14 protein-coding genes are annotated in these 17,661 nt (G+C 68.2%); 6 read left to right on the forward strand and 8 right to left on the reverse strand.

Translation table 11 applies throughout. From position 1 onward, the window contains the following. Nucleotides 1–224: 224 nt before the first annotated feature. Nucleotides 225–830 (reverse strand): glutathione S-transferase N-terminal domain-containing protein, encoded by a 606-nt coding sequence (locus tag BW38_RS01225; protein ID WP_032978513.1) that lies wholly within the window; start codon nucleotides 828–830, stop codon nucleotides 225–227. A 55-nt stretch (nucleotides 831–885) separates the two neighbouring features. On the opposite strand from BW38_RS01225, the gene rmuC reads away from it, so the two are divergent. The 3 genes from rmuC (at nucleotide 886) to BW38_RS01210 (ending at nucleotide 3,587) form a co-directional block, all read left to right on the forward strand. Beyond that, nucleotides 886–2,454, forward strand: coding sequence for a DNA recombination protein RmuC (gene rmuC, locus BW38_RS01220; protein ID WP_032978516.1), 1,569 nt, complete (start codon nucleotides 886–888; stop codon nucleotides 2,452–2,454). A 60-nt stretch (nucleotides 2,455–2,514) separates the two neighbouring features. After that, nucleotides 2,515–2,916, forward strand: coding sequence for a hypothetical protein (locus BW38_RS01215; RefSeq protein ID WP_032978518.1), 402 nt, complete (start codon nucleotides 2,515–2,517; stop codon nucleotides 2,914–2,916). Nucleotides 2,917–3,041: 125 nt separating this feature from the next. Continuing rightward, a complete protein-coding gene (locus BW38_RS01210; protein ID WP_025875625.1) occupies nucleotides 3,042–3,587 on the forward strand; it encodes a glutathione peroxidase in 546 nt (181 codons plus the stop codon). A gap of 105 nt (nucleotides 3,588–3,692) precedes the next feature. Here the strand turns inward: BW38_RS01210 and BW38_RS01205 are convergent, their stop codons facing one another. Genes BW38_RS01205 through BW38_RS01180 form a run of 6 tightly spaced genes read right to left on the reverse strand, consistent with a single transcriptional unit; the run spans nucleotide 3,693 to nucleotide 7,776 of the window. Next, the gene (locus BW38_RS01205) at nucleotides 3,693–4,694 is read right to left on the reverse strand and encodes a VacJ family lipoprotein (protein WP_032978521.1); all 1,002 of its coding nucleotides are present in this window, start codon (nucleotides 4,692–4,694) and stop codon (nucleotides 3,693–3,695) included. 1 nt (nucleotide 4,695) lies between these two features. Continuing rightward, entirely contained in the window at nucleotides 4,696–5,007 is a 312-nt protein-coding gene (locus BW38_RS01200) for an STAS domain-containing protein (RefSeq protein WP_025875628.1), read from the reverse strand. Beyond that, a complete protein-coding gene (locus BW38_RS01195; RefSeq protein ID WP_025875629.1) occupies nucleotides 4,997–5,659 on the reverse strand; it encodes an ABC transporter substrate-binding protein in 663 nt (220 codons plus the stop codon). The genes BW38_RS01200 and BW38_RS01195 overlap by 11 nt, the downstream gene beginning before the upstream one ends. Beyond that, nucleotides 5,656–6,180 (reverse strand): outer membrane lipid asymmetry maintenance protein MlaD, encoded by a 525-nt coding sequence (gene mlaD / locus BW38_RS01190; protein ID WP_006404090.1) that lies wholly within the window; start codon nucleotides 6,178–6,180, stop codon nucleotides 5,656–5,658. Before mlaD ends, BW38_RS01195 begins: the two co-directional genes overlap by 4 nt. 58 nt (nucleotides 6,181–6,238) lie before the next feature. Next, a complete protein-coding gene (locus tag BW38_RS01185) occupies nucleotides 6,239–6,988 on the reverse strand; it encodes an MlaE family lipid ABC transporter permease subunit (protein WP_006404088.1) in 750 nt (249 codons plus the stop codon). After that, a complete protein-coding gene (locus BW38_RS01180; RefSeq protein WP_025875633.1) occupies nucleotides 6,988–7,776 on the reverse strand; it encodes an ATP-binding cassette domain-containing protein in 789 nt (262 codons plus the stop codon). Before BW38_RS01180 ends, BW38_RS01185 begins: the two co-directional genes overlap by 1 nt. A gap of 194 nt (nucleotides 7,777–7,970) precedes the next feature. Here BW38_RS01180 and recC point away from each other — a divergent pair, with 194 nt between their 5' ends. The 3 genes from recC to recD are packed head-to-tail and all read left to right on the forward strand — an operon-like array spanning nucleotide 7,971 to nucleotide 16,860. Next, nucleotides 7,971–11,312: an exodeoxyribonuclease V subunit gamma gene (recC, locus tag BW38_RS01175; protein WP_032978523.1), complete on the forward strand. Its 3,342-nt coding sequence runs from the start codon at nucleotides 7,971–7,973 to the stop codon at nucleotides 11,310–11,312. Then, on the forward strand, nucleotides 11,309–14,983 hold the full coding sequence (recB, locus tag BW38_RS01170; protein ID WP_032978526.1) for an exodeoxyribonuclease V subunit beta: 3,675 nt from the start codon (nucleotides 11,309–11,311) through the stop codon (nucleotides 14,981–14,983). The genes recC and recB overlap by 4 nt, the downstream gene beginning before the upstream one ends. Next, the gene (gene recD / locus BW38_RS01165) at nucleotides 14,980–16,860 is read left to right on the forward strand and encodes an exodeoxyribonuclease V subunit alpha (RefSeq protein WP_032978529.1); all 1,881 of its coding nucleotides are present in this window, start codon (nucleotides 14,980–14,982) and stop codon (nucleotides 16,858–16,860) included. Before recB ends, recD begins: the two co-directional genes overlap by 4 nt. Nucleotides 16,861–17,177: 317 nt before the next feature. Here the strand turns inward: recD and BW38_RS01160 are convergent, their stop codons facing one another. Further along, nucleotides 17,178–17,576 (reverse strand): hypothetical protein, encoded by a 399-nt coding sequence (locus tag BW38_RS01160; protein ID WP_032978532.1) that lies wholly within the window; start codon nucleotides 17,574–17,576, stop codon nucleotides 17,178–17,180. Between the last annotated feature and the right edge of the window lie 85 nt (nucleotides 17,577–17,661).

The raw sequence follows: 17,661 nt of genomic DNA on the forward strand, positions 1-17,661 counted from the left end.
AGCCAAAGCCAAAGCGGGGCTCCTGCGGGTTGGCGGGACGGTGTGGGCAGGCAGGACACGCCGTAAACCCGTCCATGGGGGCTCGATGGCGCCATCCATGGCGCCAACGGTCCTGCCAACCCACACCGCCCCGCCTTCGACGGTTTCCCGCCGCTGTTGGTAGGTGTCGACCTTGGTCGACACAGTAGCTCCACGCCATGCGTGGATGAAGCCAAGCAAGCGTGCTACGCCACGCCGTTGTCCACATGCTCGGCGAAGCCGGGCCGGGGGCGCAGGCGTTCGAACCAGGCGTCTACGTGGCGCAGCACAGGTTTGTTGCCGGGGGTGCTGCGCCAGCGCTGTGTCGACAGGCCGAGGACGATGTCGGCCAGGCTGAAGTCGGTGCCCGCCACGTAGGCATTGCTGGCGGCAAGCTGGTGGTCGAGCACGGTCATCAGGCGGTTCCATTGTTCCAGGCTTGCCTCGGCGCGTGCGTCGTCCGCGAAGTCGGGGTGCTGGCGCACGCGGGCCATGAACACGTGGCGCCAAGCGCTGTTGAGGTCGCTGGCCTGCCAGTCCATCCACTGCTCGACCTGGGCACGGGCCTGTGCAGCGCACGGCAGCAGGTCATCGCGGCCCTGGCGTGCAGCCAGGTAGCGGCAGATGCTGTTGGACTCCCACAGCAGGAAGTCGCCATCGCGCAGCACCGGTACCTGCCGGTTCGGATTCAGCGTGGACAGCACGTCCGGCGCAGGTGCCGGATCATGGGAGAACGGCAGATCGAGTTCGGCGCACAGCCACAGCACTTTGCGCACGTTGATCGAGGTGGGCTTTCCGTAGAGAACAAGCATGGGCGGGTCCGTCGTGGTCCAACCAAGGCTAGCGCAGCGGGGCTACACTGGCCGCATGAACATCGAAGTCCTCATGATTGTCGCCGTGGCGCTGCTGCTGGCGACGCTGCTGGTGCTGGTGCTGTTGTGGCGTCGCGCATCCACCAGCACACCCGCTGCCGAAGTACAGCAACAGCTGGTTACCGAACGCGAACAGCATCGCCTCGCGCTGGTTGACGCCGGCCAACTGAGAGGGCGGCTGGAAACCTTGCTGGCGGAGCTGGAAAGCGAGCGCGGCCGAAGCCAGCAGCACGCCCAGCTTGTCACTACCCTGACCGCACGCGTGGAGCGGGAGGCCGCGTTGGCGTCCAGTCGTGAAGCGATGTTGGCCGAGCGCGAAGCTGCCTTGGCGCAGGTACGGGCCGATCTGGTCCAGTCCAGCACGGAGCTGCAGCAGGCGCAGCAGCGTTACCAGCAACTTCATGGCGAACACGCGCGCGCCCTGGCCAACCTGCAGCATTCCGAACGCGCCAGCGCCGAGCTGCGCAGCTATCTGGATACCGCCAAGGAAAAACTGTCCGGTGCCTTCGCGGAACTGGCGGGCAAGGTTTTCGACGAACGCGGGCAACAGTTCGAAAAGAACGTGCGCCAGGCCACGGTGCAGTCACGCGCGGACATCGAAGGGCTGCTCAAACCCTTTGCCGACAGGCTGGGGGATTTCCGCAACCGGGTCGACACGCTGTACGGGGAAGAGGCGCGGCAGCGTGCCAGCCTGCTTGGCGCGGTGGGCGAACTGAAGACCCTCAACCAGGACATGGCCGCACAGGCCTCGGCGCTGACCAATGCACTGAAAGGCAGTGCCAAGGTACGCGGCGACTGGGGTGAGCTGATGCTCGACAACGTGCTGCGTGGCTCAGGCCTGGAGGAAGGCGTCCACTACCAGCGGCAGAAGCACGCGGTGGATGATGAGGGCGCGCGCCTGCGGCCGGACGTGGTGGTGCAGTTCCCCGATGAGCGCAGCGTGGTGATCGACAGCAAGGTCAACCTGATCGCTTGGCAGGAAGCGATGAATGCCGCCACGCCGGAACAGTCCGAAGATGCACTGCGCCGCCATGCGGTGGCGCTGCGCCAGCACGTCAAGGATCTGGGCGAAAAGAACTATCCGAAGGCTCTTGGCAGCGAGACCCTGGATATCACCATCGCTTTCGTTCCCATCGAAGGCGCACTGTCGGCGGCACTGGGCGCGGATGGGGCATTGCAGGCTTATGCCTTCGACAACCGCGTGGTGTTTGCCTCGCCCAATACGCTGATGGCCCTGTTGAGGGTGGCCGAGCGTCTGTGGACACGTGACAAGGTGCAGAAGCAGGCATTGAAGATCAGTGAAGCCGGTGGACTGGTGCTGGACGCCCTGACCGGATTCCTGCAGGACTTCAATGCCATGGGCAGGAAGCTCGACGATGCAGGCAAGGCTTACGCCGACGCGCGCAACCGCCTGATCGATTCGCCGCAGTCAGCCATCAGCCGTGCCCGCCGACTTGCCGAACTGGGCAGCAAATCAAAGCGCGCGTTGCCCCCTGAGCTGACCCCCGATCCGTTGCAGCAGTTGACCTCTGCCGACGGAGAGGAAGACGGCAACGCCGGCTGACACGCCACCTGCATCGCCGGGTGCGTATGCTGGCGCCGTCCTCACTGACCAGGTACCGCCATGCGCCTCCGATTCCTTGCCAGCGCTGCCCTGGGCGTGCTGCTTGCCGCCTGCAGCAGTGCACCCCCGGCCAGTGACGATGCAGGCGCGGCAGCCACGGTGGCCGACAGCCCTGAAGCCGCTGCAGCCTATGAAGAAGCACGCGATGTGGACTGCCGCGCGGCGGGCGGTACCCTGCAGCCGTTGGGCCGCCTGCAACGGGTGCAGTGTGTGATTCCCTATGCCGACGCCGGCAAGTCCTGCAGCAGCAAGAGCGACTGCAGCGGCCAGTGCCTGGCGTCCGCCGAGGTGACCGCAGGCGCGGTGGCAACAGGCACCTGCCAGCGTGATGTCAGCCAGAACTTCGGTTGCCGCCAACGCATCGACGGTGGCAAGGCACAAGGCACCCTCTGCGTCGACTGACGGTAGTGCCGGCCGCTGCACGACCGTTCCCGAAGAGTCATGAGGCTGCCGGCCAGCGGCCGGCACTACCGGTCAAGTGCGGCGGTATGCTGGTGGGCCTTTCCCCACTGTAGCCGGAGCCCCGCGTGAGCACCTCGATCCAGGATATTTCCCTCACCACCATCGACGGCCAGCCGTCCTCTCTTGCCGACTACCAGGGCAAGGTGCTGCTGCTGGTCAACGTGGCGTCCAAGTGCGGCCTGACCCCGCAGTACGAAGGCCTGCAGGCGCTGTATGCGGAAAAGCACGCGCAGGGGCTGGAAGTACTGGGCTTCCCGGCCAACAACTTCCTCGGCCAGGAGCCGGGCAGCGAGGCGGAGATCCAGCAGTTCTGCCAGCTGACCTACGATGTGAGCTTCCCGATGTTCGCCAAGATCAGCGTGGCCGGTGAAGATACCCACCCGCTGTACCAGCAGCTGACCGCCGCGCAGCCGCAGGCGATCGGTGAAGGCCCGCTGCGCGAGCGCCTGGCCAGCAAGGAGATTCCGATCCACCCGGCACCGGCGGTGCTGTGGAACTTCGAGAAGTTCCTGGTTGGCCGCGATGGCAAGGTCATCGCCCGCTTTGCCCCGGACGTTGCCGCCGATGACGCGCGCCTGCGCGAAGCGGTCGAGGCGGCGCTGGCGGCCTGAAGACGACGTGCCAACCAAGGTTGGCACCTGCCGGAAGGTGGGTGGACGTCGGTAAAACAAAAAACCCCGCCGAGGCGGGGTTTTTTCATGCGTTGCCGGCAGCGGTCAATTGGTCCACTGCGGCATCGGCATCGCATCGACCGGGATCGGCGAGTTCGCATCGTCGCTGCCACGCTCGCGCTTGCCACGCAGGTCGTTCTCGATCTGGTAGTTGCGGCGCTGCATCCAGGCATCGCGGACCAGGGCGTATTCGTCCACCGCGGTATCGCGCAGGTCGTCGATCGCCAGCAGCTGCGCGCGGGTATCGACCAGCTGCAGGCCCTGCAGACCGATGCGGTACTTGTCGCTTTCGATGCGGCGGATCGGCGACAGCGGGATGTCACCGGCCAGGCCGAACACATCACGCACGGTACGCGGGCCGAAGAACGGCAGTTCCACGTAGCGCGAACGACGCCAGCCCCAGGCGCCCAGGGTCTGCCCGAAGTCCTCGTTGCGTCGCGGCACCATCGCCTTGCTGGCCGGGTCGAACAGGCCACCGATGCCCAGCGTGCTGTTCATCAGGAACCGGCCCAGGCTGTCCCAGGCGTCGCCGGGGCGGCCCTGCAGCAGCTGGTTGGTGATGGTCAGCGGCGCACGCAGGTTGCTGAAGAAGTTGCTCACGCCGGTACGGGCAAAGCGCGGCACCACGTGGGTATAGGCGGTTGCCAGCGGGCGAGCGATACCGCGGTCGACGGCGTTGTTGAACCCGTGCACCTTGCGGTTGAAGGGTTCCCACGGGTCGTACGCGGTAGTGCTGGTGGTGCTGCCATTGGCGCCGTACAGCGCGTCGAAGTCGTCATCGCCGCCCGGTGCGGCGGCGGTGGCATCACTGCCGGTTGCACCCTGCGAGGCGGTAGCCGGTGCCGGCGCGGCCGCAGCAGGTACGGGGGCGTCGGCTGCGACGCTCGCAGCAGGCGCATCCGCACCAGCAGCGTTGTCGACCGTGGTGGTATTCGTCGCCGGCACCACGGTGTCGGCGGTCGGCGCGTCGCTGCGCGCCGGCTTGCCGGCACAGGCGCTGAGCGCGGCGGCCAGGAGGATCAGAGGGAAAACGCGCACGACGTTCATGTCAGCTCGCAGCAGAAGTAGCGTTGAAGTCCAGGTCGGGCGACAGCCGGTAGGCCGCGCTCAGCTCGTTGTAGCCGGCGGGGGCGCCGGAGATTGTCAGCGGATGGCCGCCCTGGCGCGCGCGTGCGGCCAACTCGGCCAACAACGCCAGGCCGGCGCTGTCCACGCGCTCGACCTCCGCCAGTTCCAGCCGCGACAGCTGCGCAGGCAGGGCCTGCAGTTGCGGCCACAGCGCGATCACCGCTGCACGGTCGAGCACCCCGCGCAGGCGCAGGGTGTCACCTTCCAGCAGCGCCAGCGCCTTATTTGCCATTGCCGGCCGGCCCAGCCTGCATGCTGCCGCTGCGCAGTTCGGTGGCCACCTGCTTGATGCCCTTCTGTCGCAGCGGGGCATCGAACTGGTTGCGGAAGGTCTGCACGTAGGAGATGCCTTCGATGTTCACGTCGAAGATCTTCCACTGGCCGCCTTCGTTGCGCATCCAGTACTCCACCGGCGTCGGCTCGCTGCCGGCACGCACCAGCTCGGTGCTCACGCGCACGCCGCGGTTGCCCGGCAGCGGGCTTTCGCCCTTCAGGCGGAAGCTCGGCTTGCCCTGGATGTTGAGCAGGGTCGAGCCATAGCGCTGCATCAGGTTGTCGGCCATCGCATTGGCGAACAGCTTGATGTCAGCGTCCGCAGCGCCGCGGGCGTGCGTGCCCAGCACCAGGCGCGCGGCATAGTCGCGGTCGAAGGTGCGGTTGAGCTCGCTGTCGATATAGCTGCGCAGGCTGGCCGGGTTGCCGCTGAATTCGGCACGGCGCTGCTGCAGGGTGGTGAGGATGCGCGTGCTGGCGTCGATCACCACCTTGCCGGCCTGGCCCTGGGGGGCGGCAGCAGCGGGGGCGGCGGCCTGCGCCTGGGCCAGGAACGGGGTAGCCAGCAGCAGCGACGAGGCGAGCAGGGCCGGGATCAGTTTCATCTTCATGGTTGCGGTTCCGTTGCAGGCGCCTGCGCGCCATCGTTGGGCTTCGGAGCAGCGCCGCCACCGGCGCCGCCACTGAACATGTATTTGCCGACCAGCTGGATCAGGTCCACGGCCGGCTGGGTGAAGACGATCTCTTCGCCGGGCTTGAGCACGTCGGGATCGCCGCCGGGCTGCAGACCGATATAGCTCTCGCCGAGCAAACCACTGGTGAAGATGCCCGCCGAGGTATCGGCCGGCAGATCCTTGACCTTGCTGTCCATGCGCAGGGTCACGATCGATTCGAACTTCACCGGGTCCAGATCGATCGCTGCGACCTGGCCGACGGTGACACCACCGATCTTCACCGGCGCCTGCTTGCGCAGCTGGCCGACCTGGGAGAAGCGTGCCTTGAGTTCATAGCCTTCGCCACCCCAGCTCCAGCGCTGGTTGGTCGAGGCGACGGCCAGCACCATCAGCGAGGCCAGGGCCAGCAGCAGGAAGGCGCCGACGGAGAATTCGAGTCTGGGACCGCGGATGGCCATGTGGATTACCTGATCAGTCGTGGTGGCCGCGCGCCGATGCGCACCGCCGATGGAGGGGTTAGGTGAACAACATTGCCGACAGTACGAAGTTGAACATCAGCACCAGCAGCGAGGCGTTGACCACCGCACGGGTGGTGGCGACGGACGTGCCTTCGATGGTCGGTTCGGCGTGGAAACCGACATAGGCGGCCACCAGGGCCGCGGTACCACCGAAGATCGCCGACTTCAGCATCGCCACGCCGAAGTCGTCCCAGAAGTCCACGCTGCCACGCAGCGCCGACCAGAACACGCCGTTGTCCAGGCCCAGCACGTGCACGGCTTCGAAATAGCTGGCACTGATCGCCAGCGAACAGAAGATGCCGGTCAGCAGCGGCACGGTCAGTACCGCCGCCCAGAAGCGCGGTGCCACGGCCTTGGCCACCGGGTCGATGGCCATCAGTTCCAGCGCCTTGATCTGGTCGGTGGCGCGCATCAGGCCCAGCTCGGCGGCGATCGAACTGCCGGCGCGGCCGATGAACAACAACGCGGTCAGCACCGGTGCCAGTTCGCGGTACAGCGACAGGCCGAGCAGGGTGGACAGCGCGTCGGCCGCACCGAAGGTGGTCAGCGTGCGGTAGCCCTGCAGGGTCAGCACCAGGCCGACGAAGGCACCGCCCACGGCGATGATCGGCAGCGAGCGCGCACCGATCTTGTAGATCTCGCGGGTCAGCTCGGCCAGGAAATCACGGGTCGGCAGCGAACCGCGCAGCACGGTCAGCGAGAACAGGCCGGCACGACCCAGCGAGCGGGTGGCTTGCACGAACGGCATCAGGCAACCCTCGCGCGCGGTGCGGCATCAAACGGGATGGGACCATCGGGCTGGCCATGCAGGAACTGCTGCAGCAGCGGGTCCTGGCTGGTCTGCAGCGCCTCCGGCGTGCCCTGGAACACGATGCCGCCATTGGCGATCGCGATTACCTGGTCGCAGATCGGCAGAGTCTCGTGCACGTGGTGGCTGACGATGATGCTGGTCAAGCCCAGGCTGTGGTTGAGGCGCTGGATCAGGCTCATGATCACCCCCGAGGCGATCGGGTCCAGCCCGGTCAGCGGCTCGTCGTAGATCATCAGCGGCGGGTCCAGGGCCAACGCGCGGGCCAGTGCCACGCGCCGGGCCATGCCACCGGACAGCTCACGCGGCCAGGCATCGGCGGCGGCCAGCAGGCCGACCGAATGCAGCTTCATCTGCACCAGCCGGCGCAGCACCGGTGCCGGCAGGCGGGTGTGGGTGCGCAACGGCAGGGCGACGTTCTCGGCCACGGTCAGGTCGGTCAGCAGGCCATTGCCCTGCAGCAGTACGCCGACGCTCTTGCGCATCTCCAGAAGTTCGGCGGTGCGCTGCGGGATGGGTTTGCCGAACAGGGTGACGTCGCCTGCAACCGGACGCAGTTCGCCGGTCAGCGCCGCCAGCAGGGTCGACTTGCCGCTGCCGGACGGACCGAGCACCGCGGTGATGCTGCCCTTGGGCACCTGCAGCGAAACGTCGCGCAGGATCGTGCGCCCGCTCCGGTCGATGCGGACGTTGGACAACTGCACCAGACTGGGAGTGGAAGCCGACATGGGCACCCTTAACGTTTTTTCGACATTGAAGCATCGGGTCAGACTGCTGAACATAAGCAGACTGGACGGTGCAGTATTGTTGCACGGTCGGACCGTCGCCAGACCGGGACAATTCCGAAAACGACCGGAACAATCCGTCGCGATCACCGTACCCCGGGATTGAATACGGGCGGGTGTGCTGCACACTGTGCACGATGAGTGACCCGGGCAGCGACTTCCGCCTCTACCATTCCAATTCGCTGGACGTGCTGGCTGCCCTGCTGGCGCGCAACGTGCGTGTGCCGGTGCCGGGACAGCCGCTGCTGGCGCCGGAGGTGGTGCTGATCCCGCAGGTGGCGATGCGGCGCTGGCTGCAGGCGACACTGGCTGCCGAGTATGGCGTGGCCGCCAACCTGGAATTCCTGACCCCCGGTGAGTTCGTCGCCCGTGCGTTGAACGCCAATGTCGAGGGCGAAGCCGACGACCTGGACGCGGCCGCCCTGCACTGGCGCCTGTACCAGGCCCTGCGCGATCCGCAGCTGCTGGCACAGCCACCGATGCGCGCGCTGCAGTCCTATCTTGCCGGGGGCGACGCGCTCAAACCCTGGGCCCTGGCCGGCGAACTGGCCTCGGTGTTCGAGAAGTACCAGGCCTGGCGCCGCGACTGGCTGCTGCGCTGGGAAGCCGGCGCCGACGCGGCCGATCCGCAGGCCATCCTGTGGCGCAGCATCGCCGCCGGCCATGGTTACCGCGCGCGCCGCATCCAGGCGTACCTGGACCGCTTCGAGAGCGCCGGCCAACCGCTGCCGCAGGGCCTGCCGCCGCGGATGTCGGCGTTCGCCACCCTCAACATCTCGCCCGACGTACTGCGGGTGATGGCCACCCAGTCGCGGGTGGGCGAACTGCATTTCTATCTGCCCACGCCGGTGCAGTCCTACTGGGGCGACCTGCAGACCCTGGCAGAGCGCCTGCGCAGCGGTGCGCCGGACCCGTTCGGCGAGGCCGCCGGCGAGAACCGCCTGCTGGAAGCGTGGGGTGCGGCCGGCCGCGATTTCATGGCGGTGCTGGGCAGCTATGAAGTGGTGCATCCGGCCGGCGAGATCGCGGCCTATTCCGACCCGGAGCAAGACACGCGGCCGACGATGGACCAGGGCGGGCTGTCCGACAGCCTGCTGCATCGCCTGCAGCGCGACCTGTTCCACCGTCGTGCCTTGCCTTCCGGTGCACTGCGCGATGGCCTGCGCAGCGACGACCCGAGCCTGCAGGTGCACGCCTGCCACACCCGCCTGCGCGAGCTGCAGGTGCTCCACGACCAGCTGCGCAGCCTGCTGCAGGACCCGCGCTTCGACCCGCCGTTGCAGGCGCGCGAGATCGCCGTGCTGGCGCCGGACATCGATCCGTATGTGCCCTATCTGGAAGCGGTGTTCGGCGGACGGGGGGGCGAGGACGAACACATTCCCTACGCGCTGGCCGACAGCAGTCCGTTGGCTGGCGAGCCGCTGGCCGACGTGTTCGTGCACCTGCTTGGCCTGCCGATTTCGCGCTTCGGCCTGAACGAGGTGCTGGATCTGCTGGCCAGTGCACCCCTGGCCGAGGCCGCCGGCCTGGAAGCGGTGGACTTCGACCGACTGCATGGCTGGTTGCAGCAGGCAGGCGCACGCTGGGGCCTGGATGCCCAGCATCGCGACCAGCTGCAGGCCCCCAGCGATGACGCCTACACCTGGCAGTTCGCGCTGGATCGCCTGCTGCTGGGCCACGCCACCGGCAGCGAGGTGGATCTGGTCGGGGTGGCGCCGTGGATCGAACTGGAAGGCGGGGCGCTGGATGCGCTGGACCGGCTGCTGCGCCTGCTGCGCGTGCTGGCCGTCTACCAGCGCCGGCTGGGCGAACTGTTGACCCCGGCACAGTGGCGGCAGCGCCTGCTGTCGCTGCTCGATGCCCTGCTGCCGACACCACCCAGCTCGCCCAACAGCCAGCGCGCGCTGGAGCGCCTGCGCAAGCTGCTCAACCAGTTCGCCGAAGATGCGTACAAGGCCGGGTTCGTCGATGGCGTGCCACCGGAGGTGGTGCGTGCGCACTTCGCCGGTGCGCTTGCCGAGGCCGATACGCGCGCGCCGTTGCTGACCGGTGGCATCAGCTTCGGCCGCATGGTGCCGATGCGCCTGCTGCCGTTCCGGGTGATCTGCGTGCTCGGCCTCAACGATGGTGATTTCCCGCGTCGCGACCCGGCCGCCGGCCTCAACCAGCTCACCGCCGAACTGGATACGCCGCGCCGCCGTCCCGGCGACCGCTCTACCCGCGAAGACGATCGTTTCCTGTTCCTGCAGTTGTTTGCTGCTGCGCAGGACGTGTTCTACCTCAGCTACCTCGGCGCGGACCCGCGCGATGGCAGCGTGCGCGAACCCTCGGTGCTGGTCAGCGAACTGATCGATGCCGCCGCGGCCTATCACCTCGATCCGTCGACCGCCACGCGGGACTTCACCGTGCGCCACGCGCTGCAGCCGTTCTCGCCGGCCGCCTTCGGTGACGGCGACCCACGCCGCTTCAGCTACCGCCGGCAGTGGCACCCGGCCGCCGGGCGGCTGGGCGGGCAGCGCGGCGGCCTGCTGCCGTGGTTCGACGCGGCACTGCCGCCGCCGGTGGACGACGCGGTGGAAGAAGAGGTCTCGCTGGAGAGCCTGCGTCGTTTCCTGTGTGATCCGGCCGGGCAGTTCCTCGCACAGTCGCTGGGCCTGCGCCTGGCCGACGACGTCGAGGACGTCGACGACCTGGAGCCGCTGGTGCTGTCCTCGCGTGGGCCGGAGAAGCGCAGTGTGCAGCTGGCCGTGGTGCAGGCCACCCTGGCCGGTGACGGCGAGCCGCTGTACCCTCGGCTGCGCGCACGCGGGCTGCTGCCGTCGGGCATCCTCGGCGAGCGCCAGTTTGAAGTGGAGCGGCTCAAGACCCGCCCCTATGCCACGGCCATGCTGGGCTGGTTGCAGGGCACGCCGCTGGAGAGCCGCCGCTATGAAGTGGAGATCGACGGCGTTCGCCTGCATGGCCGGGTCGGTGATCGCCATCCCGAAGGCCTGGTGCGCCTGCGCGCCGGCGCCCTCAACGGCAACGCGGTGATCCGCCAGGGGCTGGACTGGCTGCTGGCCAACGCCGCCGGCGATGCCTTGCCGCTGGTGCAGTTCTACGACGGCGGTGATGCCGGCCCCGGTCCGCATGCATTGCCTGCCTTGACCGTGCCCGCAGCACGCGCGGCATTGCGCGCGCTGCTGCAGCTGCGCCAGCGCGGGCTGCGCGAACCACTGCGCTTTGCGCCCTATACCGGCTGGGTGCTGTTCAACGCGCCGGTGGAAAAGCAGCGCAGCGAAGGCTGGAAACAATGGCATGGCAGCGACCGCAGCTGGGGTGAAGCCAACAGTGATGCCTGGCAGCTGCTGCTGCGTGGCGCCGACCCGTTCGCCGACGACGCCAGTTACGCCGACCTGCTGCGCAACAGCCAGGTGGTCTTCAGCGCCGTGCGCGAAGGGCGCAGCTTCGGCAATGATCCACAGGCGGGCCACGCATGAGCAGCGGTGCCGAGGGCGCTACCATCAACACGCATTGCCCCGACCCTTACCTGGCGTTGCCGCTGCACGGCACGCGACTGATCGAAGCCAGTGCCGGCACCGGCAAGACCTTTACCCTGGCGACGCTGTTCACCCGTCTGGTGGTCGAGCAGGGCCTGCGTATCGGCCAGATCCTGGCGGTGACCTTCACTGACGCCGCCACCCAGGAACTGCGCAAGCGCATCCGCGAGCGACTGGCCCTGGCTGCGCGCCTGGTCGACCTGCCGCCCGGCGACGATGAAACACCCGATGCGCTGCTGACCCGGCAGGTGCTGCAACGTCATCTGCAGGACGGCACGGAAACCGCAAAAGCGTTGAAGCGGCGCCTGCAGGTAGCCGCCGACGAGATCGACCTGGCTGCGATCTTCACCATCCACGGCTTCTGCACCCGCGTGCTGCGCGAACATGCGCTCGAAAGCGGGCATACCTTCGACCCGCCCGAGCTGCTGGCCAGCGATCGCGAGCTGCTGGAAGAACTGGCGGCCGATCTGTGGCGGGTGCATGCCAACGATCCGGCAACGCTGGAACCGCTGACCTGGTTGTGGTCCCACCCGGATGCGCTGGCGGCTGACCTGCGCGCGCTGCTGGCATCGCCACCGCTGCACCCGCCACTGCAGCCGCTGGCCGTGGACGATCCGCGCCCGGCGCTGCAGGGCGCGGCGGCGGAACTGTCGATGGCCGTGCGCGAGCACGGTGAGCGCTTCTTCCTGGACCTGTGCGAAGCGGTCGACAACAAGTGGATCAACGGCGTTTCCTACAAGCTGGGCTGGCTGCACCCGCTGGGCCGGCAGCTGTTGGGCTGGGCCGAGCGCGGCGACGCAGCCGAACTGTTGTCCAGCGACCGCTTGCCGGCGCTGCTGCCCGATGCGCTGGTGGCCAAGACCAACAAGAAGTCCGCCGACCGCACACCGTCCTCGCCGCTGCAGGCACCGCTTGAGCGCTACGTGGCACTGCTGGCGCAGCGCGAACAATGGCTGCGTGCCACGGCACTGAACTTCCTGCACGCCCTGCGCGAGGAAGCCACCCAGCGCCTGTCGGTGCTGAAGCGCGTGCGCCGCGTGCAGACCTACGACGATCTGATCGACGGCGTCGCCCGCGCGCTGGAAGGCCCGCAGCGGCTGGCCCTGGTCAAGCAGCTGCGGGCGCAGTACCGCATCGCCCTGGTCGATGAATTCCAGGATACCGATGACCGCCAGTGGGGCATCTTCCATACCGTGTTCGGCGCCTCGCCGGAGGTGGACGAACTGGGGCTGCAGCCGGCGCTGTTCCTGATCGGTGACCCCAAACAGGCCATCTATGGCTTCCGTGGCGGCGACATCCATACCTACCTGAAAGCCAAGCAGGTGGCCGAGCAGGCACCGGCGCTGGACCAGAACTTCCGCTCGCGCCCGGCCGTGCTGCGCGCGCTGCAGGCGCTGTACGACAACGCTGGCGAAGATGCCTTCCTCGAACGCGACATCCGGTTCGAGCCGGTGCGGCCCGGTGGCGTGCGTGTCGATGAGGACTACCTGCGCGATGGCCGGGCCGCACCGGCGCTGACCCTGCGCCTGCTGCGCAGCGACGGTGAAAAGGCCCTTGGCGCCGATGCGTCGCGCGACGCGGCGACCCAGGCCTGTGTGGCAGCGATCCACCAGATCCTGCTGGAGGCGCGTGCCGGCACCGCGCTGCTGCGTGGGCGCCCGGTGCAACCCGGCGATATCGCCGTGCTGGTGCGCTCGCATCGCGAAGCCACGCTGGTGCAGCGTGCACTGGCCGCAGTCGGCATTCCCGCGGTGGCGGCCGGCAAGCAGAGCCTGTTTGCCACCAGCGAGGCCCGTGACCTGCGTGCGTTGCTGCTGGCGTTGCTGCAACCGGCCGACGAAGGGCGACTGCGTACTGCATTGGCAACGGTGCTGCTGGGGCAGCGCGCAAGCGCGATTGCCAGCATGGAGCGTGAGGGGGACCTGCAGCGCGGGTTCCAGGCACAGCTGCTGCACTGGCGCGAGCGCTGGCAGCGTGGCGGCCCGTTCGCGGTGGTGGCCGATGTCTGCGCCGCGCAGGGCGAGCGCCTGCTGGCACTGATCGACGGCGAGCGGCGCCTGACCAACTACCTGCAGCTGGGCGAACTGCTGCAGGAAGCCTCCGCGCAGGCACTGGGCATGCACGGCCTGCTGGACTGGCTGCAGGGGCAGATGGCCAATGCCGACCAGGATGACGAGCAGCAGCTGCTGCGGCTGGAGTCCGACGCGCGACGGGTGCAGATCATCACCCTGCACAAGAGCAAGGGCCTGGAATACCCGCTGGTGTTCCTGCCGTTCGTGGGCATCGATGGCGGCGCGCCGAACACCGCCACGCACTGCACCGTGCACCTGGAGGGTGAGCGCCAGCTGCATTGGAAGCTGGACAGGGACGATGCCTGGGACGCGGCCAGCAGCCAGCGCGAGCGCGAACAGCGTGCAGAAGACGCGCGCCTGCTGTACGTGGGCCTGACCCGCGCCGAGCATGCCTTGTGGATCGCCACCGGCGATCTGGCAGGCCATGCGAAGACCCGCCTGGCGCCGTTGCTGGGCGACCTGCAGGCGCTGCGAGCGCACGCGGACGTGGACCTGGATGACAGTGCGCCGCCGGGCCGCCTGCCGCAGCTGCTGGCCGAAACCGAAGGTGAGCTGCCTGCGGTGCGTGCCTTGACCCGCCGGGTGCCACATGACTGGTGGGTCTACAGCTTCACCCAGCTGGCGCATGCCGACGCTGGCAACGGCGACGATATCGAAGCGGCGGCCACCGAACTGCCGGCACCGGCTGCCGACGAACCCGCCGGTGCCGAGCTGCCGCTGGAACCGGCGCTGCCGGACGCTGCCGCAGAAGACACTGCGCCGCCGGATCCGCGCTTCATGGGCAGCCGCTTCGGCAACGTGCTGCACGATGCACTGGAGAACGTCGACTTCGCACTGTGGTCGCACTGGCAGCCGCAGCAACCGGCACCGGAGGGACAGGCCGACGTTCTGCGCCGCTCGCTGCACGACGAAGGCTATGCCGACGAGGATCTGGACGATGGCGTGGCGGTGCTGGTGCCGCTGGTCGGCCACACCCTCACCGTACCGCTGCCCGAAGGCGGTGCGCTGTGCAGCGTGCCCGAGCATGAGCGCCGGGCCGAAATCGAGTTCCACTTCGCCATCGAGCCGACCGCAGTACCGGTGCTGCTGCAGCTGCTGCACGAGCACGGCATCTCCAGCGCACGGCGCGGTTTCGGCCTGCGCAGAAGGCTGGAAGGCCTGATGACCGGCAAGATCGATCTGACCTACGTGCGTGATGGCCGCTGGTATGTGCTGGACTACAAATCCAACCGGCTGCCGGGTTACAGCCCGGACCTGCTGGAGATCGCCATGCGCCACAGCGAGTACGACCTGCAGGCGCTGATCTATACCGTGGCCCTGCATCGCTGGCTGCGCTTCCGCCTGGGTGCGGCATACGACTACGCGCGCGACATGGGCGGTATCCGCTATCTGTTCTGCCGGGGCCTGGATATCGCCGGCAACGGCGTGCACGTGCAGCGCTTCGCGCCTGAGCTGGTGGATGCGCTGGATGCCTTGTTTGCGGGCGGCGAAGCAGCCCAGGCCGAGATGGCGGCGCGCGCGCGCGGAGAAACCGCATGAACCTGCTGCGCGATCTGCATCGCAGTGGCCAGCTGCGCACCCTGGACCACGCCCTGGCCATCAGCCTCAAGCGCCTGCGCGAAGACACGCCGGACGACGTGGCACTGGCCGCCGCACTGGCCTCGCTGGCCGTGGCGCAGGGGCACGCTGGTTTCGATCCGCGCCAGCCCCAGCGCGTGATCGATGGCATCCCGGCATGGCCCGAACCTGCGCAGTGGCTGGCGCAACTGCAGGCCTCGCCCTGGGTGGCGACCCCGCAGGATGCCAACGCCGCCGCCGCGGAAGCGCCGCTGGTGCTGGAGAACGGTCTGCTGTACCTGCGCCGCTACCGCGAATACGAGCGGCAGTTGGCTGTCGGTCTGCAACGCATCGGCCGCCATCCGCTGGCTGCACCGGACATGGCCGCCGTGGCGCCCCTGTTCGCGCGTCTGTTCCCGCACGCCGCAACGGGTGAGGACCACCAGGCCCGTGCGGCTGGCGTAACCCTGCGCCATCCGCTGGCCCTGGTCACCGGTGGTCCCGGTACCGGCAAGACCACCACCATCGCCCGCCTGCTGCTGCTGTTGGCGGCACAGGCGCAGCACCAGGGCCTGCCCGTGCCGAAGGTAGCGTTGGCTGCACCCACCGGCCGCGCCGCCGAGCGCATGGCCGAAAGCCTGCGCCTGGCCGTACAGCGGCTGCAGGGGCAGGGGCTGGATCCGGCGCTGTGCACCGCGCTGCCCAGCACAGGCACGACCCTGCATCGCCTGCTCGGGGTGATTCCCGATTCACCGCGCTTCCGCCATCACGCCGACAATCCGTTGCCGGTGGACGTGGTGGTGGTCGACGAAGCTTCGATGATCGACCTGCCGCTGATGGCCAAGCTGGTCGACGCGATCGCCAGCGGTACCCGCCTGATCCTGCTCGGCGATCCCGACCAGTTGCCATCGGTGGAAGCCGGTGATGTGCTCAGCGCCATCCTGCGCGCCAGCGGCGATGGCATCGGCACCCGTGCCGACGATGCGCAGGCGCTGCATGGACTGCTGGCAGCGGCGACGCTGCAGCCGCAGGCACCGCCGCGCGCGTTCGCAGGCCGCCGCGTGCAGTTGCAGCGTGGCTACCGGCAGAGTGATGCGCTGGACCTGGCGCCGCTGGCGCAGGCCGTGCGTGGCGGTGACAGCGGTACCGCCCTGCGCCTGCTGCGCAGTGGCGGGCTGGCTGGTGTCCGTTTCCATGAAGGCGAGGCGGACCCGTTGCGTGGCCAGCGCGAGCATCTGCTCGACCACTGGCGCGCACTGGCCGACGCAGTGGACCCGGCGCAGGCACTGCAGCAGGCCGGTCGCTTGCGCGTGCTGACCGCACTGCGCGAAGGCCCGCAGGGCGCGCGTGGCCTCAACAGCCGTATTGAACAGCTGCTGGCTGGCAACACCCCGGGCTACTTCCAGGGCCGGCTGCTGCTGATCACCGAAAACAGCTACCGCCACCGCCTGTTCAACGGCGATATCGGCATCTGCCTGCGCGATGGCAGCGGTGCGATGGTGGCCTGGTTCCCCGGCGAGACCGCCGACCAGCCGCGCGCCTTCCACCCGGCAGCGTTGCCCGCACACGAGAGCGCGTTCGCGATGACCGTGCACAAGGCGCAGGGTTCGGAGTTCGAGGAAGTGTGGTTGCAGCTGCCGAGGCAGGACAGCCGCGTGTTGTCGCGCGAACTGGTCTACACCGGCCTGACCCGCGCCCGCCAGCGCCTGCAGGTGGCCGGCAGCGCCGAGGTGCTGGAGGCGGCATTGAAACGACATGCCAGCCGCCTTGGTGGGTTGGCGTGGCGACTGGGTGCGGAAGAGGTAACCGAGGAACCGGCGCGCGGCGAAGAACCCACCGTGCAAGGCACGTTGTTCTAAACGCCAGCCTTACCATCACGTCGGTCACCTTCATCCACGCACGGCGTGGATCTACCGTGTCGACCAAGGTCGACACCCACCAGAAGCAGGCCATGCCATTCCGACAGATCGCGGGGAACTGTCGAAGGCGGGGTGGGTCCGGTTGAGGGGGTGTGAGCGGCATGGATGCCGCGACCAAGCCCCCATGGATGGGTTTACGGCGTCCCCCTCAACCGGACCCACCCCGCCAACCCACGGAGAGCACGCATTTGATGTTGACGTTGCCGTTGCCGTTGCCGTTGATTCGGCGGGTGCAGGGCGCAGCCCTGCCGCCAAATCTATTCCGGCATCAACACCAACCCATCCGGATACACGATCGCCGCTTCATCCGCACTGACATCGAAGAACCCCACGCCGTGCTTCTCGGCCAGGTCCTGCACCCGCCCATGCGCGCGCTCGGCCACCGAGTACGCGAACGCGCCATAGATCACATGGCGGCCGATGCTGTACTCGGTCACCTCGGCGCGATCATCATCGTCATTGCTCAGCGGGCCGTTCATCGGCGGAAACTCCTGCGCCATCTCCGCGAACCATGCCTGCAGCGCCGGGCTGCTGACCGCCGGGTCGTCGTACTCGTGGCTCTCGCCCCACTGCGCCTGCTTCTCGAACCAGGCGATGAACGCCGCCGCTTCACGCGGGGCGACGCTGGCCTCGAACACCATCATGTCGTAACTCATTGAACCGTCCTGTTGCCGTGGCGTAAGGACGCCGGGCATGGCCCGGCGCTACCGGATGACGATGGTAGCGCCGGGCCATGCCCGG

The sequence above is a fragment of the Stenotrophomonas sp. RIT309 genome (genome assembly GCF_000632045.1).
In the GTDB taxonomy this organism is placed as follows: domain Bacteria; phylum Pseudomonadota; class Gammaproteobacteria; order Xanthomonadales; family Xanthomonadaceae; genus Stenotrophomonas; species Stenotrophomonas indicatrix.

Bases quoted from the DNA above. Each gene is read 5' to 3' on its own strand.
- recD (WP_032978529.1), top strand. From the start codon at position 14,980: ATGAACCTGCTGCGCGATCTGCATCGCAGTGGCCAGCTGCGCACCCTG.
- BW38_RS01215 (WP_032978518.1), top strand. From the start codon at position 2,515: ATGCGCCTCCGATTCCTTGCCAGCGCTGCCCTGGGCGTGCTGCTTGCC.
- mlaD (WP_006404090.1), bottom strand. From the start codon at position 6,180: ATGGCCATCCGCGGTCCCAGACTCGAATTCTCCGTCGGCGCCTTCCTG.
- BW38_RS01205 (WP_032978521.1), bottom strand. From the start codon at position 4,694: ATGAACGTCGTGCGCGTTTTCCCTCTGATCCTCCTGGCCGCCGCGCTC.
- BW38_RS01185 (WP_006404088.1), bottom strand. From the start codon at position 6,988: ATGCCGTTCGTGCAAGCCACCCGCTCGCTGGGTCGTGCCGGCCTGTTC.
- BW38_RS01195 (WP_025875629.1), bottom strand. From the start codon at position 5,659: ATGAAGATGAAACTGATCCCGGCCCTGCTCGCCTCGTCGCTGCTGCTG.
- BW38_RS01160 (WP_032978532.1), bottom strand. From the start codon at position 17,576: ATGAGTTACGACATGATGGTGTTCGAGGCCAGCGTCGCCCCGCGTGAA.
- BW38_RS01180 (WP_025875633.1), bottom strand. From the start codon at position 7,776: ATGTCGGCTTCCACTCCCAGTCTGGTGCAGTTGTCCAACGTCCGCATC.
- BW38_RS01225 (WP_032978513.1), bottom strand. From the start codon at position 830: ATGCTTGTTCTCTACGGAAAGCCCACCTCGATCAACGTGCGCAAAGTG.
- recC (WP_032978523.1), top strand. From the start codon at position 7,971: ATGAGTGACCCGGGCAGCGACTTCCGCCTCTACCATTCCAATTCGCTG.
- BW38_RS01200 (WP_025875628.1), bottom strand. From the start codon at position 5,007: ATGGCAAATAAGGCGCTGGCGCTGCTGGAAGGTGACACCCTGCGCCTG.
- rmuC (WP_032978516.1), top strand. From the start codon at position 886: ATGAACATCGAAGTCCTCATGATTGTCGCCGTGGCGCTGCTGCTGGCG.
- recB (WP_032978526.1), top strand. From the start codon at position 11,309: ATGAGCAGCGGTGCCGAGGGCGCTACCATCAACACGCATTGCCCCGAC.